This window comes from Pantanalinema rosaneae CENA516, assembly GCF_050753385.1.
Lineage (GTDB): Bacteria > Cyanobacteriota > Cyanobacteriia > Leptolyngbyales > Leptolyngbyaceae > Pantanalinema > Pantanalinema rosaneae.
In genome coordinates this window covers 102,444-121,598 of the sequence record NZ_JBLZFZ010000010.1, presented here as the reverse complement: position 1 = coordinate 121,598, position 19,155 = coordinate 102,444, and the positions used below count along the sequence as shown (strand labels likewise).

At 50.6% G+C, this 19,155-nt stretch carries 15 protein-coding genes; 4 read left to right on the top strand and 11 right to left on the bottom strand.

Going from position 1 to position 19,155, the window contains the following annotated elements; translation table 11 throughout:
• Positions 1-136 precede the first annotated feature (136 nt).
• From groL to rpmI, 10 genes are all read right to left on the bottom strand, one after another.
• Positions 137-1,774 carry a chaperonin GroEL gene (gene groL / locus ACN4EK_RS08115; RefSeq protein ID WP_431657340.1) on the bottom strand — a complete coding sequence of 546 codons (1,638 nt, stop codon included), beginning with the start codon at positions 1,772-1,774 and terminating at the stop codon, positions 137-139.
• A 100-nt stretch (positions 1,775-1,874) separates the two neighbouring features.
• Positions 1,875-2,186, bottom strand: a complete 312-nt coding sequence (groES, locus tag ACN4EK_RS08110; protein WP_431657339.1) for a co-chaperone GroES — start codon at positions 2,184-2,186, stop codon at positions 1,875-1,877.
• A 313-nt stretch (positions 2,187-2,499) separates the two neighbouring features.
• A complete protein-coding gene (locus ACN4EK_RS08105) occupies positions 2,500-4,239 on the bottom strand; it encodes a tetratricopeptide repeat protein (RefSeq protein WP_431657338.1) in 1,740 nt (579 codons plus the stop codon).
• A gap of 146 nt (positions 4,240-4,385) precedes the next feature.
• Positions 4,386-6,149, bottom strand: a complete 1,764-nt coding sequence (locus ACN4EK_RS08100) for a hypothetical protein (RefSeq protein WP_431657337.1) — start codon at positions 6,147-6,149, stop codon at positions 4,386-4,388.
• Positions 6,150-6,154: 5 nt separating this feature from the next.
• The gene (locus tag ACN4EK_RS08095) at positions 6,155-7,813 is read right to left on the bottom strand and encodes a glycosyltransferase family 39 protein (protein WP_431657336.1); all 1,659 of its coding nucleotides are present in this window, start codon (positions 7,811-7,813) and stop codon (positions 6,155-6,157) included.
• Positions 7,810-9,537: a hypothetical protein gene (locus ACN4EK_RS08090; RefSeq protein WP_431657335.1), complete on the bottom strand. Its 1,728-nt coding sequence runs from the start codon at positions 9,535-9,537 to the stop codon at positions 7,810-7,812. The genes ACN4EK_RS08095 and ACN4EK_RS08090 overlap by 4 nt, the downstream gene beginning before the upstream one ends.
• A gap of 206 nt (positions 9,538-9,743) precedes the next feature.
• On the bottom strand, positions 9,744-10,274 hold the full coding sequence (locus ACN4EK_RS08085; RefSeq protein ID WP_431657334.1) for a tetratricopeptide repeat protein: 531 nt from the start codon (positions 10,272-10,274) through the stop codon (positions 9,744-9,746).
• A gap of 96 nt (positions 10,275-10,370) precedes the next feature.
• Positions 10,371-11,162 carry a transporter substrate-binding domain-containing protein gene (locus ACN4EK_RS08080; protein WP_431657333.1) on the bottom strand — a complete coding sequence of 264 codons (792 nt, stop codon included), beginning with the start codon at positions 11,160-11,162 and terminating at the stop codon, positions 10,371-10,373.
• 33 nt (positions 11,163-11,195) lie between these two features.
• The gene (rplT, locus tag ACN4EK_RS08075; RefSeq protein ID WP_431657332.1) at positions 11,196-11,552 is read right to left on the bottom strand and encodes a 50S ribosomal protein L20; all 357 of its coding nucleotides are present in this window, start codon (positions 11,550-11,552) and stop codon (positions 11,196-11,198) included.
• Between the two features lie 54 nt (positions 11,553-11,606).
• Positions 11,607-11,804 carry a 50S ribosomal protein L35 gene (rpmI, locus tag ACN4EK_RS08070; protein WP_431657331.1) on the bottom strand — a complete coding sequence of 66 codons (198 nt, stop codon included), beginning with the start codon at positions 11,802-11,804 and terminating at the stop codon, positions 11,607-11,609.
• Between the two features lie 279 nt (positions 11,805-12,083).
• Here rpmI and rimP point away from each other — a divergent pair, with 279 nt between their 5' ends.
• The 4 genes from rimP to infB all read left to right on the top strand — a co-directional run bounded on the left by rimP (position 12,084) and on the right by infB (position 18,077).
• Complete coding sequence (gene rimP, locus ACN4EK_RS08065; protein ID WP_431657330.1) at positions 12,084-12,548, top strand: ribosome maturation factor RimP; 465 nt, start codon at positions 12,084-12,086, stop codon at positions 12,546-12,548.
• A gap of 114 nt (positions 12,549-12,662) precedes the next feature.
• On the top strand, positions 12,663-14,003 hold the full coding sequence (gene nusA / locus ACN4EK_RS08060; RefSeq protein WP_431657329.1) for a transcription termination factor NusA: 1,341 nt from the start codon (positions 12,663-12,665) through the stop codon (positions 14,001-14,003).
• 75 nt (positions 14,004-14,078) lie between these two features.
• A complete protein-coding gene (locus tag ACN4EK_RS08055; protein WP_431657328.1) occupies positions 14,079-14,381 on the top strand; it encodes a YlxR family protein in 303 nt (100 codons plus the stop codon).
• A 447-nt stretch (positions 14,382-14,828) separates the two neighbouring features.
• The gene (infB, locus tag ACN4EK_RS08050; protein WP_431657327.1) at positions 14,829-18,077 is read left to right on the top strand and encodes a translation initiation factor IF-2; all 3,249 of its coding nucleotides are present in this window, start codon (positions 14,829-14,831) and stop codon (positions 18,075-18,077) included.
• Here infB and ACN4EK_RS08045 read toward each other — a convergent pair.
• Positions 18,067-19,134, bottom strand: a complete 1,068-nt coding sequence (locus ACN4EK_RS08045; RefSeq protein ID WP_431657326.1) for an acyl-CoA dehydrogenase family protein — start codon at positions 19,132-19,134, stop codon at positions 18,067-18,069. The two genes, infB and ACN4EK_RS08045, sit on opposite strands and share 11 nt — an antisense overlap.
• Between the last annotated feature and the right edge of the window lie 21 nt (positions 19,135-19,155).

Genomic DNA, 19,155 nt, shown 5'->3' with positions numbered 1-19,155 from the left:
TCTGATCAGACTCAATCAGTTCAGTGTATCGCAGGATTTGGTCGGCGATAAAAAAGGGCGATCGCCCTTGATGGAATGCGATCGCCCTGAATTATTGCAGATAACAGGAATAGATTCTCTGTTACAAACGAGCCAATTAGTAGTCGAAGTCGCCGCCCATGCCGCCGCCAGCACCAGCCGGAGCTGCATCCTTGGGTTCGGGCTTGTCAACCACGATGCACTCGGTGGTCAACACCATGCCTGCGATCGAAGCCGCGTTTTGTAGCGCTGAACGAGTCACTTTAGCCGGGTCAACGATCCCTGCCTCGAACATGTCAACGAATTCATTGCTAGCCGCGTTGTAGCCAACATTGAAGTCCTTCTCTTTCACCCGCTCAGCGATCACCGCACCGTTTTGACCGGCGTTTTCAGCGATCCGCTTTAGAGGAGCCGCCAGAGCGCGAGCCACGATCGTTGCACCGATCAACTCTTCGCCAGCCAGGTTGCCGTTTGCCCACTCTTCCAGTTGAGGAGACAGGTGCGCCAGAGTGGTGCCACCACCCGGAACGATGCCTTCTTCCACAGCCGCTTTAGTCGCGTTGATGGCATCTTCCAGCCGCAGCTTCCGATCCTTCATTTCGGTTTCGGTTGCCGCACCGACTTTGATTACAGCCACACCGCCAGCTAGCTTAGCGAGACGCTCTTGCAGCTTTTCTTTGTCGTAGCTGGAGTCGGTTTCGTCCATTTGGCGACGAATTTGCTCAACGCGAGCTTTCACTTGGGCTTCGTTGCCTTCAGCCACGATCGTGGTGTTGTCTTTGGTGATGGTGACACGACGGGCTTTACCCAGGCTGTCGATCTTAGCCGCATCCAGCTTCAGACCGGCATCTTCGGTGATCAGTTGGCCACCAGTCAGCACCGCGATGTCTTCCAGCATGGCTTTACGACGATCGCCGAAGCCAGGAGCTTTCACCGCCGCCACATTCAGCACACCGCGCAGACGGTTTACCACCAGGGTAGCCAGCGCTTCTTTCTCAATATCTTCCGCGATGATCACCAGCGGACGACCGGCGCGAGCCACTTGCTCCAGGACGGGCACGAGATCTTGTACCAGGGTGATCTTCTTGTCGGTGATCAGCAGGAAGGGTTCATCCAGAACGGCTTCCATCCGCTCGGTGTCGGTTGCGAAGTAGGGAGAGATATAACCCTTGTCGAAGCGCATCCCTTCCGTGACTTCCAGTTCGGTCGTCATGGACTTGCCTTCTTCCAGAGAGATCACACCCTCTTTGCCCACTTTGTCCATGGCGTTGGCAATCATTTGACCGACTTCATCGTCGTTCCCCGCAGAGATCGCGCCAACTTGGGCGATCGCCTTAGAGTCTTCGACGGAACGAGCATGTTGAGCAATTTGATCAACCAGGAAGCTGGTGGCTTTGTCGATCCCACGCTTCAGCGCGATCGCATTTGCACCGGCTGCCACGTTCCGCAGACCTTCTTTCACCATGGCATGAGCCAGAACGGTTGCAGTGGTGGTGCCATCACCGGCGGCATCATTGGTCTTGGAAGCGGCTTGACGAATCAAGGATACGCCAGTGTTTTCAACGTGATCTTCGAGTTCGATTTCCTTCGCGATGGTGACACCATCATTGACGATTTGCGGAGCGCCGAACTTCTTCTCTAGCACAACGTTGCGACCTTTGGGCCCGAGGGTAACGGCAACTGCCTCAGCCAGAATGTCCATTCCCTTTTCCAGGGCACGACGAGCGTTTTCGTTGTAAATGATGCGTTTTGCCATAATTGTTGCTGTAACCTTCAGTAGTTGAGTGAGGAATTGTGAAAGATTAATGGAGATGGGTTAGAAACTGGTAATCTCAACCAGTTATCTTGTGCCTAACTTAGGCAACGATCGCTAGAATGTCTTTTTCAGACAGGAGCACGTACTCATCGGTACCCAATTTGATGTCAGTACCGGCATACTTGGAGTACAGCACTTTGTCACCGACTTTGACTTCTAGCTCTTGGCGAGAGCCATCGTCATTCCGCTTGCCAGGCCCGATTGCAGCAACTTCACCGACTTGGGGCTTTTCCTTTGCCGTATCGGGCAGAAGGATGCCACCAGCCGTCTTTTCTTCAGAAGCACTGACTTTCACGAACACGCGATCGCCCAGAGGCTTAACAGTGGAAACGCTCAAAGATACGGCTGCCATACTAAATTCTCCAAACTAGCAGATTAGGCTCGGTTAAGTTCAAACTTTGCAAGGCAAAGCCGCCCAATTCAAATAACGCATCGTGCTTCATCAATGCCATTACTGGAATGAGCTTGCCGTTGCAGGTTGCAAGGTAGGAAAAGTGATCAAAAGTCAATTCACTCGATCCACCGTTGCCAGTCTAACAGAGTTTTGGTGCTCGGTTAGCACTCTCAACCCTCGAGTGCTAATTTACCTAAGCCGCTGCATAGATGACAATCCGATCGCATGTACGGGTTTCCGAACGGTAGAAAGTAGGGAGGCTTGAAACGGTTTACTGACCGGCTTTTCCCTGTTGAGCCGCCTGTTGGATCTGTCCCGTAAAATAGTCCTCACGATACTTGAGTTGTCTGGCTAGATCTAACCCCCGTCGGAATGCCAGGATAGCCTGGGGATATTCCTTGCGAGACAAATAAATTTGCCCAATTTTGTCGTAAGCCGCCATCACGCCATAGGTGTTGTAGGCTTGTTGCTCTACCCCAATCAGAAAATCGTAAATCCGCAGGGCAGCATCCAGACGATTATTCGCAAGATAGAGAGCGGCTAATTTCTGTAGAGAATCGCTGGCATAGGCGAGTTGCAGTAAGGGTTGTGCCAGTTGATAGGCCGCTTGATAGCTTTGTTCTGCCAAATCCAGTCGCCCCATGATCTGGTAGTTGTCGCCCATGCGAATATGGAGCGGTGGAATCGGGTTGGGATCTCTCATGACTGTCTGGTACAGCGTGATTAATTGCTGTTGGTAGGCGATCGCGGCTTCCGGTTGTTTGGCTTGTTCGTGAATATAGGCCAGTTGGTTGAGATACAGAATTTCGTATTGGCGATCGCCCCGTGTTCGCGATCGTTCTAGCAGTTCTCGGAATGCCGTGGCGGCGGGGTCATAACTAAACCAACTTAAGTGCAGTTGACCCAGGGTAATTAATGTCGATTCAATTTTTGCTTCGTCCCGCCGTTGTCTGGCATCTGCCAAAATTTGTTCGTAGATTCTGACCGCTACTTGAGGTAATCGGACTTGCTGGTAAGCAATCCCCAAGGCTTCTAACACCCGAATTTTGGTCGCTGGATCAAGGTTCAGAATCGGTGCAGTCACACCAGGATTTGGTGGAGTTGGGCGAGTGACAGGGACAGTTCGGGTGGGAACGGTGATCGCAGGAGTGGGGTTGGTCGGAGTAGTTGTACCTGTTTGTGCCAGGGTGGTTGGCACTGCACCCGTTTGGGAGCGGCTTGTTTGAGATGAATTTACCTGGGCTGAACTGGCTGGAGAACTACTGTTGGATGATGAGTTGACCCGAACTGAACGATTCTGATCCGTCCGAATTGGCGCCGAGTTAATTTGAGCGTTACTCGATGATGTCCCGTTCTGATTGCCTCCAGCTTGATTCGCGGTTGTTTCAGGTTTTGGTTGAACAGAACTGCTTGGATTAGGCGTGGGGCTGGGAGCAGGGGTTTGAGGCGGTGGGACGACGGGAACTTTACCAGGATCGGTGGCAGGAGGAGTGGTTGGAGTTGGGCTACCAGAACTGGGTGGCGGTGGTGGCAGAATTTGAGTCAGGATGGCATCTAAGCGTTTAGTAATCCACCGTACCTGGGTAGTATCTGTTTCTTTCCAGGCAATATCTCCCACTCGACCTAACGCTTGAATTTCAGGAATTAATCCTAATGCTCGACGTAATCGTAATTCCCGGTTCCAGAGGTCAAATGCGCCCACCCGATCGCCAGCCTGTAATCTTGCCTGGGCTTCGGCATTTAAGGCATCACAGGCGATCGCTAACTGCTGTTGTTCTGGCGCTGTTAATGGTCGGAGCGGATTGGGCAATAGGGGATCAGGCGTAGTCAGTTCTAAGGGGTTAGGCGGGAACTCATCGGGTTCGGTAGGAGCAGCCATCCCTACCGGAGTCAGCCCAGACTGTGCCAATAGTAGTAAGAGTGTGATTAAGCTGGTTTGTCGAGCCCAGCTTTTTAATGCTTTGTTGCGCGATCGTTGATTCTGCATAGCTGATTGCCAAAGTATTCCCATTGTCCCCCTCCTGCCTGAACTCAGGGTGCTATTCCCCAGTATGACAACTCTCTAGTATTACGAATTTCTGCTGCCCTCAAAAGTTTCTCATTGATTGGCAGAAATCCGGATCATTCATGGTTGAGGTGTTTTGGTCATTGGTGGGGCTAGGGGCGGATTGGTTTGAGTGAAGAGAAATTTTGGATACATCGGGTATCAATGACTGCAAAATGATCCAGATCTAAGACCGGACAGCCCGTTAACATCTGTTGTAAAACAGGAATATGACCTTGCTCCAAAGACTCTACTGCTTCAGTTGCGGCTGGTTGATATTGGTTAATCCAGGAATTGTTACTCAGGTAGTTTGGCTCAAAGGCTTCTGGTTCTAATACCCAAAAATTGATCCTGTACTGCTGAATAAATTGCTTAACTGTATTTAAATCTGAGCTGTATTGAGCGCGGATTAAATTACTGGCTCGTTGCTGGAATTCTTGATAGTAACCAACGTGATAGGGGACAGCATACTCACTGCCAACCAGGATCGATCGCTGAGCAAAGGTTGGCAAATTATTTGCCTCTGAACTTAACGAAGCAATCACAATATCTTTGGGTTGCTGGGTAAAAAATTGATATAGATGGGGGGCTGTGCCAGTTAAATATCCGGTGACTGGGAAACTTTTTGCCACTGATGGATAGAACAACAACGAACTGGTGATGATGGTAATGAGTGCGATCGCTAGACCAGATTTAAGGATGGTTTTAGGTTGAGTCGTCTGCATCCATTGGTAAATTGCATCTAACATCATGGTTAGGACAATCCCGGTGGCTAAAACGATCGCTAATAGAAAGGTATATCCCGTATATCGACTGGGTAAATGTAACTTAAACAACATCGCGTGGGCAACTAAAAACCAGCCAATTCCAACTAGCAGTAATTGGGGAATGAGGGTAATCTGCCGCAGTTGCTTAACCAGGGAAAATTGTTTGGGAAAATATAAAAGAATCGGCAATAACAATCCAGTACATAGCGTGACTGGTGTAAATAATGATCGTGGCAATAGTCCACTGCGTGAACCTGTGAGCCAGAATTTGACTGGATTTTTGCGAAAGAAACTGGCTCGTCCTCCGGACAAAAAGTCAGGTAATGTTTTGGCTTCGGCGGCTGTAATGGTTGGCGCAAAGCGAGAGACGCTGGTTAAATAAAGCAGCATCATAATTAGGGTCAGCCCCAATCCGGCAATACAAATTTGATAGTCCCGACGATCGCTTGACCAGTGAAATTTTCCAGCCTGCCATCGCACTAACCGCAGGGGTAATAGACCGGCTGCTACTAACCCATAGGCAGGATAAAACAAAATTTGTAGGGCGATCGCACCTAAACAACCCCAAACCGATCGCCGCAGTAAGTAATACAAAAATGCCAGGAAAATAGGATATAAAAATGTTCTGGGTGTGGCAGAGGCATAGCCATCTCGCATCCACAAATTTTGGTTGAGTAACAGAGTCGTGATGAATCCTGCGATCGGGACAGGCAGCAATTCCATTACCAGACCAAAGCCGTAAGCCGTTGTGGCTAAGCTGAGGACTAAAGGGAATAGTTTACCGACGACGATTGGATCAATTCCCAGAGCAACTATGACTCGATAAAGTGTAGTGTATCCATCGGGTGCGACGGACTGAAAATAATCGGCGATCCAGTCATTCGGAAATAAATCTGGATCAACAAATCGCCGCATCCAGAAAATATGTTGGCGAGCATCATCCTGAACAACATAGTCATCACCAAAGGCGAGTTGAAGAGCCAGCAAACTGTAAATGGCAGCAAACGTCAGGCTGAGACTCAACCAAAAAATAGTCCGGGATTTCGGCGGTGGATTCGTTAGCGCGATCGGTACAATTAATGTGCGATATAACTGTCCCAGCAATTCCATTCCGCCTAACTCTCCAAGGTATCTGATGAACTACGAGCAGGCTGAATCAGTTTTTGTAGCAGAAATTGCCGATCCCGAAAAATTCTCACTACTTTATAAGGGGTAGTTTTTTCGATCGCTTTACTCAAATTCCGGGAGGTGTTTAATAGTAAGACATCACTAAAGCCAGTGGGGATTCTAGGAATACTGGGTTCTAAAACTAACTGCAACCGCACCTTAGGATCGAGTGCATAACTTAAAGTCATCATCCGACAGGCAAAACAATCACTGGCAACTCTGGAATCATCGGCAATCACTAAGGGGCGTTCAGCTTGATTGATCATGCTCGCTAGCCAGGTGTTGTATTGATTTTTATCAAAATCTTTATTCCACCATAAAGTGGCTTGGGAACTAACACTACACGATACAACGCTACTGACAAACAAAACCGTTAACAGGACTCGTCCCCAGTTGACTTGTTGTTTAACGATCGTCGCTTGCTCGATCCCCGCCGTGATCAAACAGGTGACAGCAAGTTGCATCCCCAGCCATGTTGGAATTAAGTAGCGGGGGTTAATCGATCGCACACCCCCTAAAATTAAATCCGGCAAAATTAAACATGCTGCTGGGATCAGGGTTAACGTCACAATTAACAACCAACTGCGGAGGGGGAGTTTCCTCACGCAATAAAACAAGGAGTAAACGATCAGGGCAACTAAAATAATCGTGACTCCGGTTAACCGGGAATAGCCTAAATTGAAATCAAAAAATAGATTGCTACTCCCGACTAACCATCGTTGCATTAAGTAACCCAACGATCGGCGGCTAAATGTCCAGGCAGTTGTTTCATGCAATTGTCCCCAGTTCGCCAGAATGATCCAGACCCAGGGTAAAAAAGCCAAACATCCAATCAGACTGGACACGAGGTAAGCAATCGTTGTTTTTGTCCACCGCAACCGGGTCAAAATCGCAATATATAGAGCCTGTCCCAGGTTAACGAAAACGGCGAACAGGAAGGTATATAGTCCTAAACTGACTGTCGCGGCATAGAGTAACCAATCAGAGCGACGTTGCGATCGCAGGGCTCGTAATAAGGCGGCACAGGAGAGCACCGTAGTCACAGCCCAAAAACTGTATTCACGGGCTTCCTGGGCATACAGAATATGAAACGGTGAGACGGATACCAGCACAACCCCAATCCAGGCGGCTGTTATAGAACCAAATAATTCCCAACACAACCAATACATGGCGGGTAACAGGGGCAGGCTGAGAATCGCGGCGAGTCCTCGGGGTACGGAGATCGAACTACCAAACCATTCCATCGCATAGCGTCCCAGAATGTAGTAGAGCGGGGGATGTTGAGGAGATTCCGTGGCGAGGGAATGCAACGTATCACGAACTGTCGTTGCTGGATCAGGATGCTGATATTGCAGTAAGTCGTCTACACTAATCACCTCTCCGGTAAATAGCGTTTGCACTAGCTCGGCTTCTGTGTGCCCTGACAGCCGTAGAGAAGTATAGGTTTCATCAATCCAGTAGGTTTTGCGATCGAGATGAATGAATCGAAAGACAATCCCTAAAATTAAGGCAGCAATAATCAGCCCTCGCAAACTGCCTAAGGATATCGGTAGCCAGTGCCGGGGATGACCGTATTTGACCAGCCAATTTACTGTGGTTTTCCTCATGACACCCCTACTACACAATCCGCCGCCACAACGATCAATTCTGCTTGCTGAAATACCGTACAGGTGCTTAACCGTTGCTGCAAGATGGGAACTTGCCCTTGCTGTAATTGGCTGATTGCTTGCGTCGCGATGGGTTGATACTGCTTAATCCAGCGATGGTCTTGTAAATAGTCCAGATCAAAGGCATGACGATCGAGCAGCCAAAAGTCTACCCCATATTTTTGGGTAAATTGCCTGACTTGATTGAGATCCGGGCTATATTGAGCCGCGATCGCCTCCAGGGTGCGCTGCCGAAACTGCCGATAATATCCGGCATGGTAGGGAATGGCATATTCTTCACCCGTCAGAATCGATCGTTGCGAGTAGGTGGGCAAATTATCGCCTTCTTTCGTCAGGGATACAATCAGTGTGTCTGTGGGCTGTTGGGCAAAAAATTCGTATAGTTCTGGATCATCCCCTTCAATATATTGAGCATTGGGGAATTTCGGCACAAAGCTAGGATATAACACCAACGTAGCGACTAATAGCGTAGTTGTAGCGATCGCTATACTTTGTGGTTGGCGGTGGTTCCAGGTACGCGTGAGCAGGAATTGGAATAAGCCATCCAGGAGAATGACGATCGCAATTCCGGCGGCCAAACTAAAGGCGATCCGAAAACTATTCCCCGTGTAGCGACTGGGCAAATGCAGCTTGAAAAGTAGGGCATGAGCCGCCAGAAACATGAACACAGAGGTCAAGATAATTTGAGTCAACAAATGGACTTTGGGGGTGACCTGCTGGCTCAACGGTAATCCTTGCGGCAGGCGCAGTAAACCGGGTAGCAGCAAGCCTAAGTAGACCAAAACGGGCATCAGCGATGGCAGGAAACCACTGCCCCGCCCATCCACCCAAAACTCCCAGGCGTTGTCATGGAAAAATGGGGCACGACCTCCCGGTAGGAATTCTGGCAGGGTCTTGGCTTCTGCGATAGGGATCGTTGGCCCAAAGCTGGAATGATTTAGAGCATAGAACGCCATTACCGCGATCGCGATCGCGAATCCGGCTCCATTGATGATCCAGATCGAACGATCGCGAACGAGTTGGAGCCGACGGTTCTCAAAGGTGAAACACCGCAGCACCAAAACTCCCGCCGCAATGAAAATGTATTGGGGGTAGAACAGTCCGATCAGGGCAATCGTAATCAAGCAAGGGACGATCGCCGATCGCAGCAAGTAGTACGCAAATGCCAGAAACAACGGGAATACAAAGGCTCGGGGTGTGGCAGAAGCCAAATCCGATTTTGTCCACATGCACTGATTCAGCAATAGGGAACTGATGAAACCGGCAAAGGGCACAGGTAACATCTGCATAGAAACCCCGAAGCAATAGGCAGTGGTGATTAAGCCCAGGATGGGTGGTAGCACCTTGCTGACTACGATCGGATCAATCCCCAGGACTGCCATTAGCCGATAAAGGGTGGTGTACCCGGTAGGCGCTACCGACTGGAAGTAGTTGGCAATTAGATCGTTGGGAAACAACTCAGGATGCTGGAACCGTTCCATCCAAAACACATGCTGGCGCACATCGTCCTGCACGATATATTCCATGCCAAAGACCTGCCGCAAACTGAGGTAGCCATAAATGGCGGCAAAGGTGAGACTTAAGCTGAACCAAAAGATTGTTTGAGCACTCAACCGTTGCTTTGAGGGAGTCGTGAAAATCGCTTGTAGATGACGGATCCCCATAGGCTACAGACTGCTAATAACGGCAAGATGCGATCGCAAATACCCCAGGGGGCAACTTACTGGCGAGATAATATCATCTTTCCTTTGACGCATTCAGAGGATAAAGGTTCTTGCGAATGCCCAAATACTGATGTGGAAAAACCAGCCATCAGCAGTGACTTGGTTCTACTCCGGATGGCTGGTCGCTCAGTTAAATATTTTGCGGTTTATGCCGAGGGAATTAGGCGCTTCCGCAACGATTCTGCCCGTTGCTTAGCCGTTGGATTCTCTGGCTCGATCGCGAGCGCCTGCTCATACGCCTCTAATGCCTGACTGCTGAGTTGCTTACGCTCATAGGCATGACCTAAGTTGTTCAATCCCACGACATACTGAGGATTGAGCTTCAAGGCTTCCTTGTATTGCCGAATTGCCAGGTCATACTGCTCTTGACCAAAATAGGCATAGCCTAAAGCATTGTAGATCAGGGAACTTTCTTGCTCTGGCAGGTCTTCGTCAGTCTTTAACGCTTTTTGAAACAGGGTAATCGCCTGGGCAAATACTTTCTTTTGTAGGTAGATACTACCAAGCTCATAATATTCCTGCGCTGTGCCTTTTTCCTTCGTTAGCTTAGACTGCAATTTTGTCAATCGGCTTTCTGTAGAACGTGTTCTTAGGACTTGGCGCACGATCGCCCAAGCCGCTAATCCCAACAAGATCAGCAACAGGGAAAGATAGATGATCGGAAACGTTTCTCGCATATTTAACGTTCACCAAACAAAAAATTTACCAAACGGAAATTTTAGAACCAGTCTCTTAAAACCTTAGCTTAATTTGGGTGGGACTTCCCCATCAGCTTAGGGGAGTCCCCAAAAAGTTGCCCGTTCCCGCAGCCAGCCCTCGGCTTGCCACTGCTGTAACACCGTATTGATTCGTTGGCGCAATGGCTCATACTGCTTGCCTTTAGGTAGCGCGATCGCCAGAGGTTCAAAGGACAGCATGGGAGACAGAAGACGATATTCGGGAAACTCCTGTACCCAACCCGTTAAGACACTGACATCCGCCGCAAAGGCAAGGGCACGTCCCTGTTCCAAAACGGCTTTTGCTGCCTGGTAGGAATCAACACCGACTAAAGTGGCATTAGGAAACCGATCACGAATAATTTCTACGGTTTTCGAGTTGTTTAAGACTGCGATCGTGGCTGAATCGGCATCTGGGGCGGAGCGCAATTTGAGGTCACGGGTGATTAAAACGGTGCCATCTGTATAGTATGGAATGCTAAAGTTGACAATCCGTAAGCGGGCTGGAGTCAGCGTCATCCGGGCGATCGCCAGATCAACCTGCCCATCGATTACAGACGGCAGCCGTTCCTGGTTGAGGACAGGTTGCAAAACAAGAGCATCCGGGCGACCCAGTAGTTCTTGGGCTAAACGACGGGCAATATCAATCTCAAATCCCTGCAATTGCCCATTCCGATCCATAAAACCTAATGGGCGTGAATTATCTTTGATGCCTACGACTAAGCGCCCCCGTTGTTGGATCGCCGCCAAGTCAGCCGCGATCGCGGGCAGAGGCGTGAGGAGGAACAACCCTAGCAAACCAATACCTAGAAGCTGCTTTTTGCTTGTCCACCAACTTCTAGGCATCATTCTCGCGCTCTGAATGAATCTAAATCGACAGAGCTACTTAGTGGTCTGTCCCGCCGCCGTCAACACTTGCTCAAATCCGGCTGGATCGAGCACTGCCATTTGTGCCAGCATCTTCCGGTTGATCTGAATGTTGGCTTTTTTCAAGCTACCAATCAACTGGCTGTAGCTCATCCCATGCTGCCGCGCTGCTGCATTAATCCGGGTAATCCACAACCGCCGAAAATCCCGTTTCCGCTTCCGACGATCGCGATACGCATTCCGTAAAGCTTTCATTACCTGCTGATTCGCCGTCCGGAATAGCCGAGAATGGGATCCCCGGAACCCCTTCGCCAGCTTTAAGATCTTCTTACGGCGCTTACGAGCAACATTCCCCCGCTTGACCCGTGCCATGTTCTTTCCTCTAGACTTCTATCTAAATTACGGTTAATTTTGGCTACCTATCTTTTAAAGATAGGGCAGCATTAAATGGACTCTTTCAACATCCCGCTCATTCACTACGGCTGTACCAGCGAGGCGGCGCTTCCGAGAAGCGCTTTTATGTTCTAACAAATGACTTCTGTTGGTCTTGCGGCGAATAATCTTGCCAGATCCAGTGGCTCTCAGACGCTTGGCAGCCGCTTTGCGGGTCTTCAGCTTCGGCATGGTTCTCTTTAAATCAACACGGTCTACCATACTACGATAGTTAGGGCAGATCCCGCAAGCGCAAGAGTTGATTTTTTCAGATTTCCCTTCGCTGAATCGTTAGCCTGATTCACGCCAACGGGAGGTCTGGAATAAACTGACGACTTTTGGCGGCTTGCGTTACACTAGGTAAGAACTCTGCGGAACTATGACTAGTTGCGTGGAGCCTCCAGGCTTCGTGAAAGCAATCACTTCATGGAAGGTGGGTGGCTGACCCACTTTTTTTATTGGTAAATTACAATGGCTCATCCATTGATTCCGCAAATTATCGATCTCGCTAGTCCTGTCGCCGAATCCCTGGGACTGGAAGTTGTTGGTGCGGTATTTCAAACGAACCAGAACCCGCCAATCCTCCGGGTAGATATTCGCAATCCCCAACAGGATACGGGCTTGGATGATTGTGAGCGAATGAGTCGAGCGTTAGAAGCAGCATTAGATCAATCAGAGATGATTCCGAGTGCCTATGTTCTGGAGATTTCCAGCCCTGGGATTTCCCGAACATTGACGACCGATCGCGAATTTATTTCCTTTAAAGGGTTTGTGGTCACAGTAACAGCATCAGCCGCATTTGACGGTCAGCAGGAGTGGACTGGTCAACTTATTGGTCGAGATGACGATAGTGTGCGCCTGAGCCAGAGGGGTCGTGCGATCGCTATTCCCCGTTATTTAGTCAGTCGGGTGCAGCTTGACCAACAGCGGGCTTGATCGCTTTAGATTTGCACCATCACGTGATGGGATTGACCTGATTTATAGTTAAGCGGCTCACTCCACGGTTTTCTCATTTGTCTCATCGTTCCTCTTTTCTACGGAGATTTCTTTATGTCAATGGTCGCTTTGCCCGGACTCAGGGACATGATTGACAGTATTAGTCGAGAGCGCAATTTGCCCAAACTGGCTGTTCAGGCGGCGCTCCGTGAAGCGTTACTTAAAGGGTATGAGCGATATCGTCGGACACTGCGCTTGGATGGGGCAGGATTTGATGAAGAGTATTTTGCTAACTTTGAGGTGGAACTGGACGTTGAAGAGGAAGGATTTCGAGTTTTGGCGACGAAGACGATCGTCGAAGATGTGACGAATCCGGATCACCAGATTGCCCTTCAGGAAGTCCAAGAGGTGGCTGCTGAAGCTCAACCGGGAGATACTGTGGTGTTGGATGTCACCCCAGATCAGGGAGACTTCGGGCGGATGGCGGCGATTCAGACCAAGCAAGTGTTAGCCCAAAAGCTGCGGGATCAACAACGGAAGCTGGTGCAGGAAGAGTTCCAAGATTTAGAAAGTACCGTTTTACAGGCTCGGGTTCTGCGATTTGAGCGCCAATCAGTGATCATGGCGGTCAGTAGCGGCTTCGGACAACCGGAAGTGGAAGCGGAATTACCCAAGCGGGAGCAACTTCCAAATGATAACTATCGGGCAAACGCCACGTTTAAGGTTTATTTGAAGCGGGTGTCTGAAGGATCCCATCGAGGTCCACAACTTCTGGTTTCAAGAGCAGATGCGGGGTTGGTTGTCTATCTGTTTGCCAATGAAGTCCCGGAAATTGAGGATGAGATTGTCCGTATCGTGGCGGTCGCCAGGGAAGCCAATCCCCCCTCTCGATCGGTCGGTCCACGCACGAAGATTGCCGTGGATACGATCGAACGAGATGTTGATCCCGTGGGTGCCTGTATTGGTGCTAGAGGGTCACGGATCCAAGTCGTGGTGAATGAACTGCGTGGCGAAAAGATTGATGTGATCCGCTGGTCGCCTGATCCGGCTACTTATATTGCCAATGCTTTAAGTCCGGCTCGGGTGGATGAGGTTCGTTTGATGGATCCAGAAGGACGGCAGGCGCATGTCCTGGTTGCTGAAGATCAACTGAGTTTAGCGATCGGGAAAGAAGGACAAAATGTGCGCTTGGCGGCTCGGTTAACAGGCTGGAAAATTGATATTAAAGACTCTGCCAAATATGACTATGAGGCGGAAAACCGCAAGTTGGCTAGCCTTCAGGAAGCTCGCCGTCCTGCCCCAGTTGAAGACTATGAGGAAGACCTGGAGGATGAGGAACAGGAACGATTCGCTCCAGATGCGGAGAGCGATCTAGGAGCCGAGGAGGAGCCAGTGGTTGAGATGGAGGAGGATGCTTTAGAGGAGGATGAGATCCCCCTAGAAGAGGATGAATAGGGATTCGCGATCGCGAGAGAGGTTCGCTAGCATTAAGACTATATACGTCCGGGTTTAATCAGTTCAGTGAGGGTAATGAAACCCAACTACCGCTGTTGTGTTAGTTGCCGAAAAGTTGACCATAAATCTACCTTTTGGCGGATTGTCCGAATTTATCCGTCCCATCAGGTGCAGTTAGACAGGGGGATGGGGCGGTCCGCCTATCTTTGTCCTGATGAGCGATGTCTCCAGTTCGCTCAAAAGAAGGGTAGACTGGGACGAGTGTTGAAAGCTACGGTTCCGGAAACTATCTTCCGATCGCTTCAACAACGGTTGGTGGCACAGCCGCCATCTAAAGGGCTGGAGTCATCTGTGGATCAAATCAAGACAGAGCGTTAAAATAGGGATTTGGGATGGTTATAGACTGCATCCCTGTAGATTAGGTAGACTGGGTATGGTTTCGGCAGTTGGAGGGCTATAATGCACCCAAATGAGTAAGTCAATCGTCATGAGAACAACCTGAACGATGCAATGGAGTCTCATATCCGGTTCTACTCAAGGTGAATGAATCAGAGAAACGTGAAGTTGAGCCAGATACTCAACAATGTTCTAACTTTAGCCCAGTCACAGCCTCAAGAAATTTGTGCAAAATTGAAAGGGGACGTTCACAGGTAGATGCGATCTACCAGATTGCAGGGCGGGTTAAGCAGACATCTGCCTAAGTAGCCTGCGATCGCCAATGACGGCAAATGATGAACATTTAAAGCTCAAAGGATGCGATGTCGTTTTAGTGAAAGCGATAGGTAACTATGTGAAAACAGGATAGGGATGGAGAGGGAAGACTGGATGAACAGCGGTAAGGTCAGAATTTACGAGCTATCACGGGAATTAAATTTGGATAACAAAGATATATTGGCAGTCTGCGAGCAACTAAATATTTCGGTCAAAAGCCACAGTAGTACAATCACCGATTCTGAAGCAGAGCGGATTCGATCCGCTGCTGAGAAATATGCTGCTACTCACCCTACCTCTGTGAAGCCAGCCGCCCCCCGTCATGGGGCTAATCATCCAACTGCCGAATCGAAACCGAAAATAGTGCCTCCTGTGCAGAAGAAGCAACAAATTCTGGAAATTCGTAAGCCATCAATTCGTCCGGTTCCGGTTGCCAGTCCAGAGCCTCCTACACCACCTGCTAGTTATGCGGCGGCTCCTCAACCTGCGACTCCTCCAGCTACTACACCTCCGGTGAACCAGGCAGAACCCGTATCTCCTCAGTCGGTCGCTGCGCCACCGAACCGTCCTACTCAGCCTGTGAGTAGTGAACCTCTACCTGTGCCAGAGGCTATTGCTGCACCTGAGGAAGTGTTGGAGCAAGAGCTGCCTCGGGCTGAAGAAATTACCCCAGAGGTTCAGCCTGAGCCAGAACTGGAAGAAGAACCATCAATGGCGGTTGATCCCTTGCCCCAACCAGAACTAGCGGTGCCGCCTCAGCGACCTGAAGCTGCTCCTACTGTGGCTCGATCGAACTTGTCGAATCGCCCAATTCTGAAGCGCCCCCGGCAAGAGCAATCGCTTCAGGAAGAAGCATCAGTCGCACAGGCTAAACCCTCACAAAGTCGAGGGGAAGATAGTGGTGAGACTTCAACTCGACCGTCGCAGTCGCCGCCGCGACCTGTTGCTCCGGCTCGACAACCCTCCCATCCTAGTCGGCAGCAGCCAGCCGCCAAGCAATCTGACCACAAGCCTGCGCCGCCCTCTCGACCGCAGCAGACGATCGTTGAGTTACGTCGTCCGCGCCCGGTGCGGGCAGATGCGGCAGCTGGGGGTGTGGATGCCAAAGCACCAGACCGGAATCGTGATTTATCTGACGGCTCGGTGCTGAAAATTGGTAAGAGTAAAACTGAAGGGGATGGAACTCAGCCAGCCGCCTCGCTGATTGAATTGCAGGCGCGACCAACATTACCTCGTCTGTCTAAGAAAACCAAAGACTGGGAAGAAGAAGAAGAAGGTCGGGAGTTTCCCAGTAAGGTGGCCGCTAAGGCGGGAGCTAAGACAAAACGGCGAATTCAAACTGAACTCGACGAAGATGAGGATTTGGATATCCTGCTGGAAGAGGGCGACGAAGATGATGCCGATTCTCCGATGCAGGTTAGCTTGTCGTTAGTGCGTCCGGCTAAACCCAAGTCGATGGTACGTCAGGCTCCAGTTAAAGCACCGGCGGCTGCCCCAATTACGGCGAAGAAGAAAGCGACCAGTTTCCGCGATCGTCGCGATCGTCGCGATCAGGAAGTCAAAGTTGAAAAGCCAGAAAAGATTACACTGACCGGTAATCTGACAGTGCAAGAGTTGTCTAACATCATGGTGGTACCGGAGACGGATATCATTAGAACCCTCTTCTTTAAAGGAATTGCCGCCACAATTACTCAAACCCTTGATCTGGCAACGGCTACGATGGTGGCTGAAGAGCTAGGGGTCGTGGTGGAAACTGAGGAGAAGGCTTCTGAAGCTCGTAAGATCACAGAGATGTTGGATGCAAATGACCTGGAAAGCCTCCAGCGTCGTCCGCCGGTGGTGACGATTATGGGACACGTTGACCACGGTAAGACCACACTTCTGGATTCGATTCGTAAGACGAAGGTCGCTCAGGGGGAAGCCGGTGGGATTACCCAGCATATTGGGGCTTACCATGTCGATATGGAGCATAACGGTGTAGAACAACAGGTTGTTTTCCTGGATACGCCGGGTCACGAAGCCTTTACCGCTATGCGGGCACGGGGGGCGCGGGTCACAGATATTGCCATTCTGGTGGTGGCGGCTGATGATGGGGTTCGACCTCAGACGATTGAAGCGATCAGCCATGCGAAAGCGGCTGAAGTCCCGATCATCGTAGCGATCAACAAGGTGGATAAGGAAGACTCCCAACCCGATCGGGTGAAGCAGGAACTCACCGAGTATGGTCTGGTTCCGGAAGAGTGGGGCGGCGATGCCATTATGGTTCCTGTCAGTGCTCTAACGGGTGAAAATCTAGATACTCTGTTGGAAATGATTCTGCTGGTGGCGGAAGTTGAAGAACTGTATGCCAATCCCGATCGTCCGGCGAAGGGCACAGTGATTGAAGCTCACCTGGACAAAGCCAAGGGACCCGTGGCAACTCTATTGGTGCAAAACGGGACTCTCCGAGTCGGAGATGTGCTGGTGGCTGGTTCCGTCTTTGGCAAAGTCCGAGCCATGGTAGACGATCGGGGCAATCGCGTGAAGGAAGCGAATCCTTCCTTTGCGGTTGAGGTACTCGGTTTAGGGGATGTGCCAGCGGCAGGTGATGAGTTTGATGTCTTCTCGGATGAGAAGGATGCGCGTGCCGTATCTTCCTCGCGAACCGATGAGCAGCGTCAGTCTCGGTTGTTACAGGCTATGTCGTCTCGTCGGGTTAGTCTGAATACCCTGTCGGCGCGGGCTCAGGAAGGTGAGTTGAAGGAACTGAACCTGGTGCTGAAAGCCGATGTTCAGGGATCGGTAGAAGCGATTCTTGGTTCATTGCGGCAACTGCCTCAGAATGAAGTTCAGGTCAGAGTCCTGTATGCGGCTCCTGGTGAAATCACCGAAACGGATGTTGATCTAGCGGCGGCCAGCGATGCGGTGATTATTGGCTTCAACACTACCCTGGCGACAGGAGCGCGGCAGGCAGCCGACCAGGCCGGTGTGGATGTGCGGGATTACAACATCATCTACAAGCTACTGGATGATATTCAGGCGGCAATGGAAGGTCTGCTAGAACCGGAGTTGATTGAGGAAGCTTTGGGTCAGGCAGAAGTACGGGCGGTCTTTGCGGTTGGTCGAGGGGCTGTGGCTGGGTGTTACATCCAGTCTGGCAAGGTGATTCGTAATTGCAAGATTCGGGTTCGCCGTGATGGCAACAATGTCATCTATGAAGGCAATCTGGATTCCTTGAAGCGGATGCGGGAGGATGCTAAGGAAGTCAACGCTGGGTATGAGTGTGGTATTGGGATTGATGACTTCAATGATTGGGCAATGGGCGATATCATTGAGGCGTACCGGATGATTACCAAGCGGCGCACCTTATCTCCTAACAAGTAGGATGTCGAGTCAGTCGGGCTAGGGTGGCTGCCATAACCTCCCTAGTCTGACCGGTAACGGTGAAAACGAGCGCCTCTCGATAAATCCGTTGGGCAGCATGATGAATATGGTTGGCTGCCCCGCTAGAGACAGTAACAGCGGCGTGGGCACAGCGAACGGCCAAGTCGATCGCCCATGCCCTAAGTTTTAGCTTTTCCTCATAGGGTTGGGAGTCAGCCGCGAAGATTGCCGATCGGCAGGCTTGCCATTCCTGATGCAACTGGTGATAGGCGGCTTGAATAAAGTCAAGGGGGTTCTGGGTCACTGTGGTTTGAATCAGATCCAGTCCGGCTCTAGCACACCCGATCGCGAAAAAACTGTGGTGCAGCACATTCAGGGTGTCAGCTTGCTGAATCGCAGCGATCGGTTTCACCAGGACGACCTGTTCCGGCGGTAGAAACCAGTGATTGAACTGAGCCGTGACGGTATTAGTCGCAGTGAGAGCCGCTAATGGCATGGGTGGTGAGAAGTCAATCCTGCCGCCCTCTGTCTGAATAGTTGGCGTGAATGGCACCATCCCATAAACGACCTGCTGATCGGGCAAGAGTGCCGCCACAATCAAGGCTTGAAAGTAACCGCAGCCTGTGACCCAGGGGACAGTTCCCTCTAGCTGATAGCCTCCCTGCACAGGTGTAGCTTTAAGGGGGGGATGGCGGCGACGTAAATGAGAGAATCCTACACCCACCAGCACTTGCCCATTGCCCATTTGGGGTAAATAGGTCTGCTGGAGGCAGGCGTTATCACTGTGACACAGCAGACTGGCGGCACTTTGATGCTGGGCTTGCAGAAAGGCTAGGGCTCCAGAGTAACGTGCCATCAATTCCTGTACGCTGCGAAACATCTCCTCGGAAACCGCTAATCCCTGCCACCGTTCGGGAACTCGGAGGGCTAACCATCCCCGATCGCCCAATCCCTTTAAAGCGGTTCCGAGGATCTGAGGATCATGATCCAGGGTGATCGCATGAGGCGACACCTCTTGCTGCAAGTACGCTTCAATCTGTTCTAGAAGAGGCAGCATGGATAGATCAGTGATCAATTA

What these genes read in the sequence shown, in the direction of transcription:
- groL (WP_431657340.1), bottom strand. Translation starts at nt 1,774, where the DNA reads ATGGCAAAACGCATCATTTACAACGAAAACGCTCGTCGTGCCCTGGAA.
- groES (WP_431657339.1), bottom strand. Translation starts at nt 2,186, where the DNA reads ATGGCAGCCGTATCTTTGAGCGTTTCCACTGTTAAGCCTCTGGGCGAT.
- ACN4EK_RS08105 (WP_431657338.1), bottom strand. Translation starts at nt 4,239, where the DNA reads ATGGGAATACTTTGGCAATCAGCTATGCAGAATCAACGATCGCGCAAC.
- ACN4EK_RS08100 (WP_431657337.1), bottom strand. Translation starts at nt 6,149, where the DNA reads ATGGAATTGCTGGGACAGTTATATCGCACATTAATTGTACCGATCGCG.
- ACN4EK_RS08095 (WP_431657336.1), bottom strand. Translation starts at nt 7,813, where the DNA reads ATGAGGAAAACCACAGTAAATTGGCTGGTCAAATACGGTCATCCCCGG.
- ACN4EK_RS08090 (WP_431657335.1), bottom strand. Translation starts at nt 9,537, where the DNA reads ATGGGGATCCGTCATCTACAAGCGATTTTCACGACTCCCTCAAAGCAA.
- ACN4EK_RS08085 (WP_431657334.1), bottom strand. Translation starts at nt 10,274, where the DNA reads ATGCGAGAAACGTTTCCGATCATCTATCTTTCCCTGTTGCTGATCTTG.
- ACN4EK_RS08080 (WP_431657333.1), bottom strand. Translation starts at nt 11,162, where the DNA reads ATGATGCCTAGAAGTTGGTGGACAAGCAAAAAGCAGCTTCTAGGTATT.
- rplT (WP_431657332.1), bottom strand. Translation starts at nt 11,552, where the DNA reads ATGGCACGGGTCAAGCGGGGGAATGTTGCTCGTAAGCGCCGTAAGAAG.
- rpmI (WP_431657331.1), bottom strand. Translation starts at nt 11,804, where the DNA reads ATGCCGAAGCTGAAGACCCGCAAAGCGGCTGCCAAGCGTCTGAGAGCC.
- rimP (WP_431657330.1), top strand. Translation starts at nt 12,084, where the DNA reads ATGGCTCATCCATTGATTCCGCAAATTATCGATCTCGCTAGTCCTGTC.
- nusA (WP_431657329.1), top strand. Translation starts at nt 12,663, where the DNA reads ATGTCAATGGTCGCTTTGCCCGGACTCAGGGACATGATTGACAGTATT.
- ACN4EK_RS08055 (WP_431657328.1), top strand. Translation starts at nt 14,079, where the DNA reads ATGAAACCCAACTACCGCTGTTGTGTTAGTTGCCGAAAAGTTGACCAT.
- infB (WP_431657327.1), top strand. Translation starts at nt 14,829, where the DNA reads ATGAACAGCGGTAAGGTCAGAATTTACGAGCTATCACGGGAATTAAAT.
- ACN4EK_RS08045 (WP_431657326.1), bottom strand. Translation starts at nt 19,134, where the DNA reads ATGCTGCCTCTTCTAGAACAGATTGAAGCGTACTTGCAGCAAGAGGTG.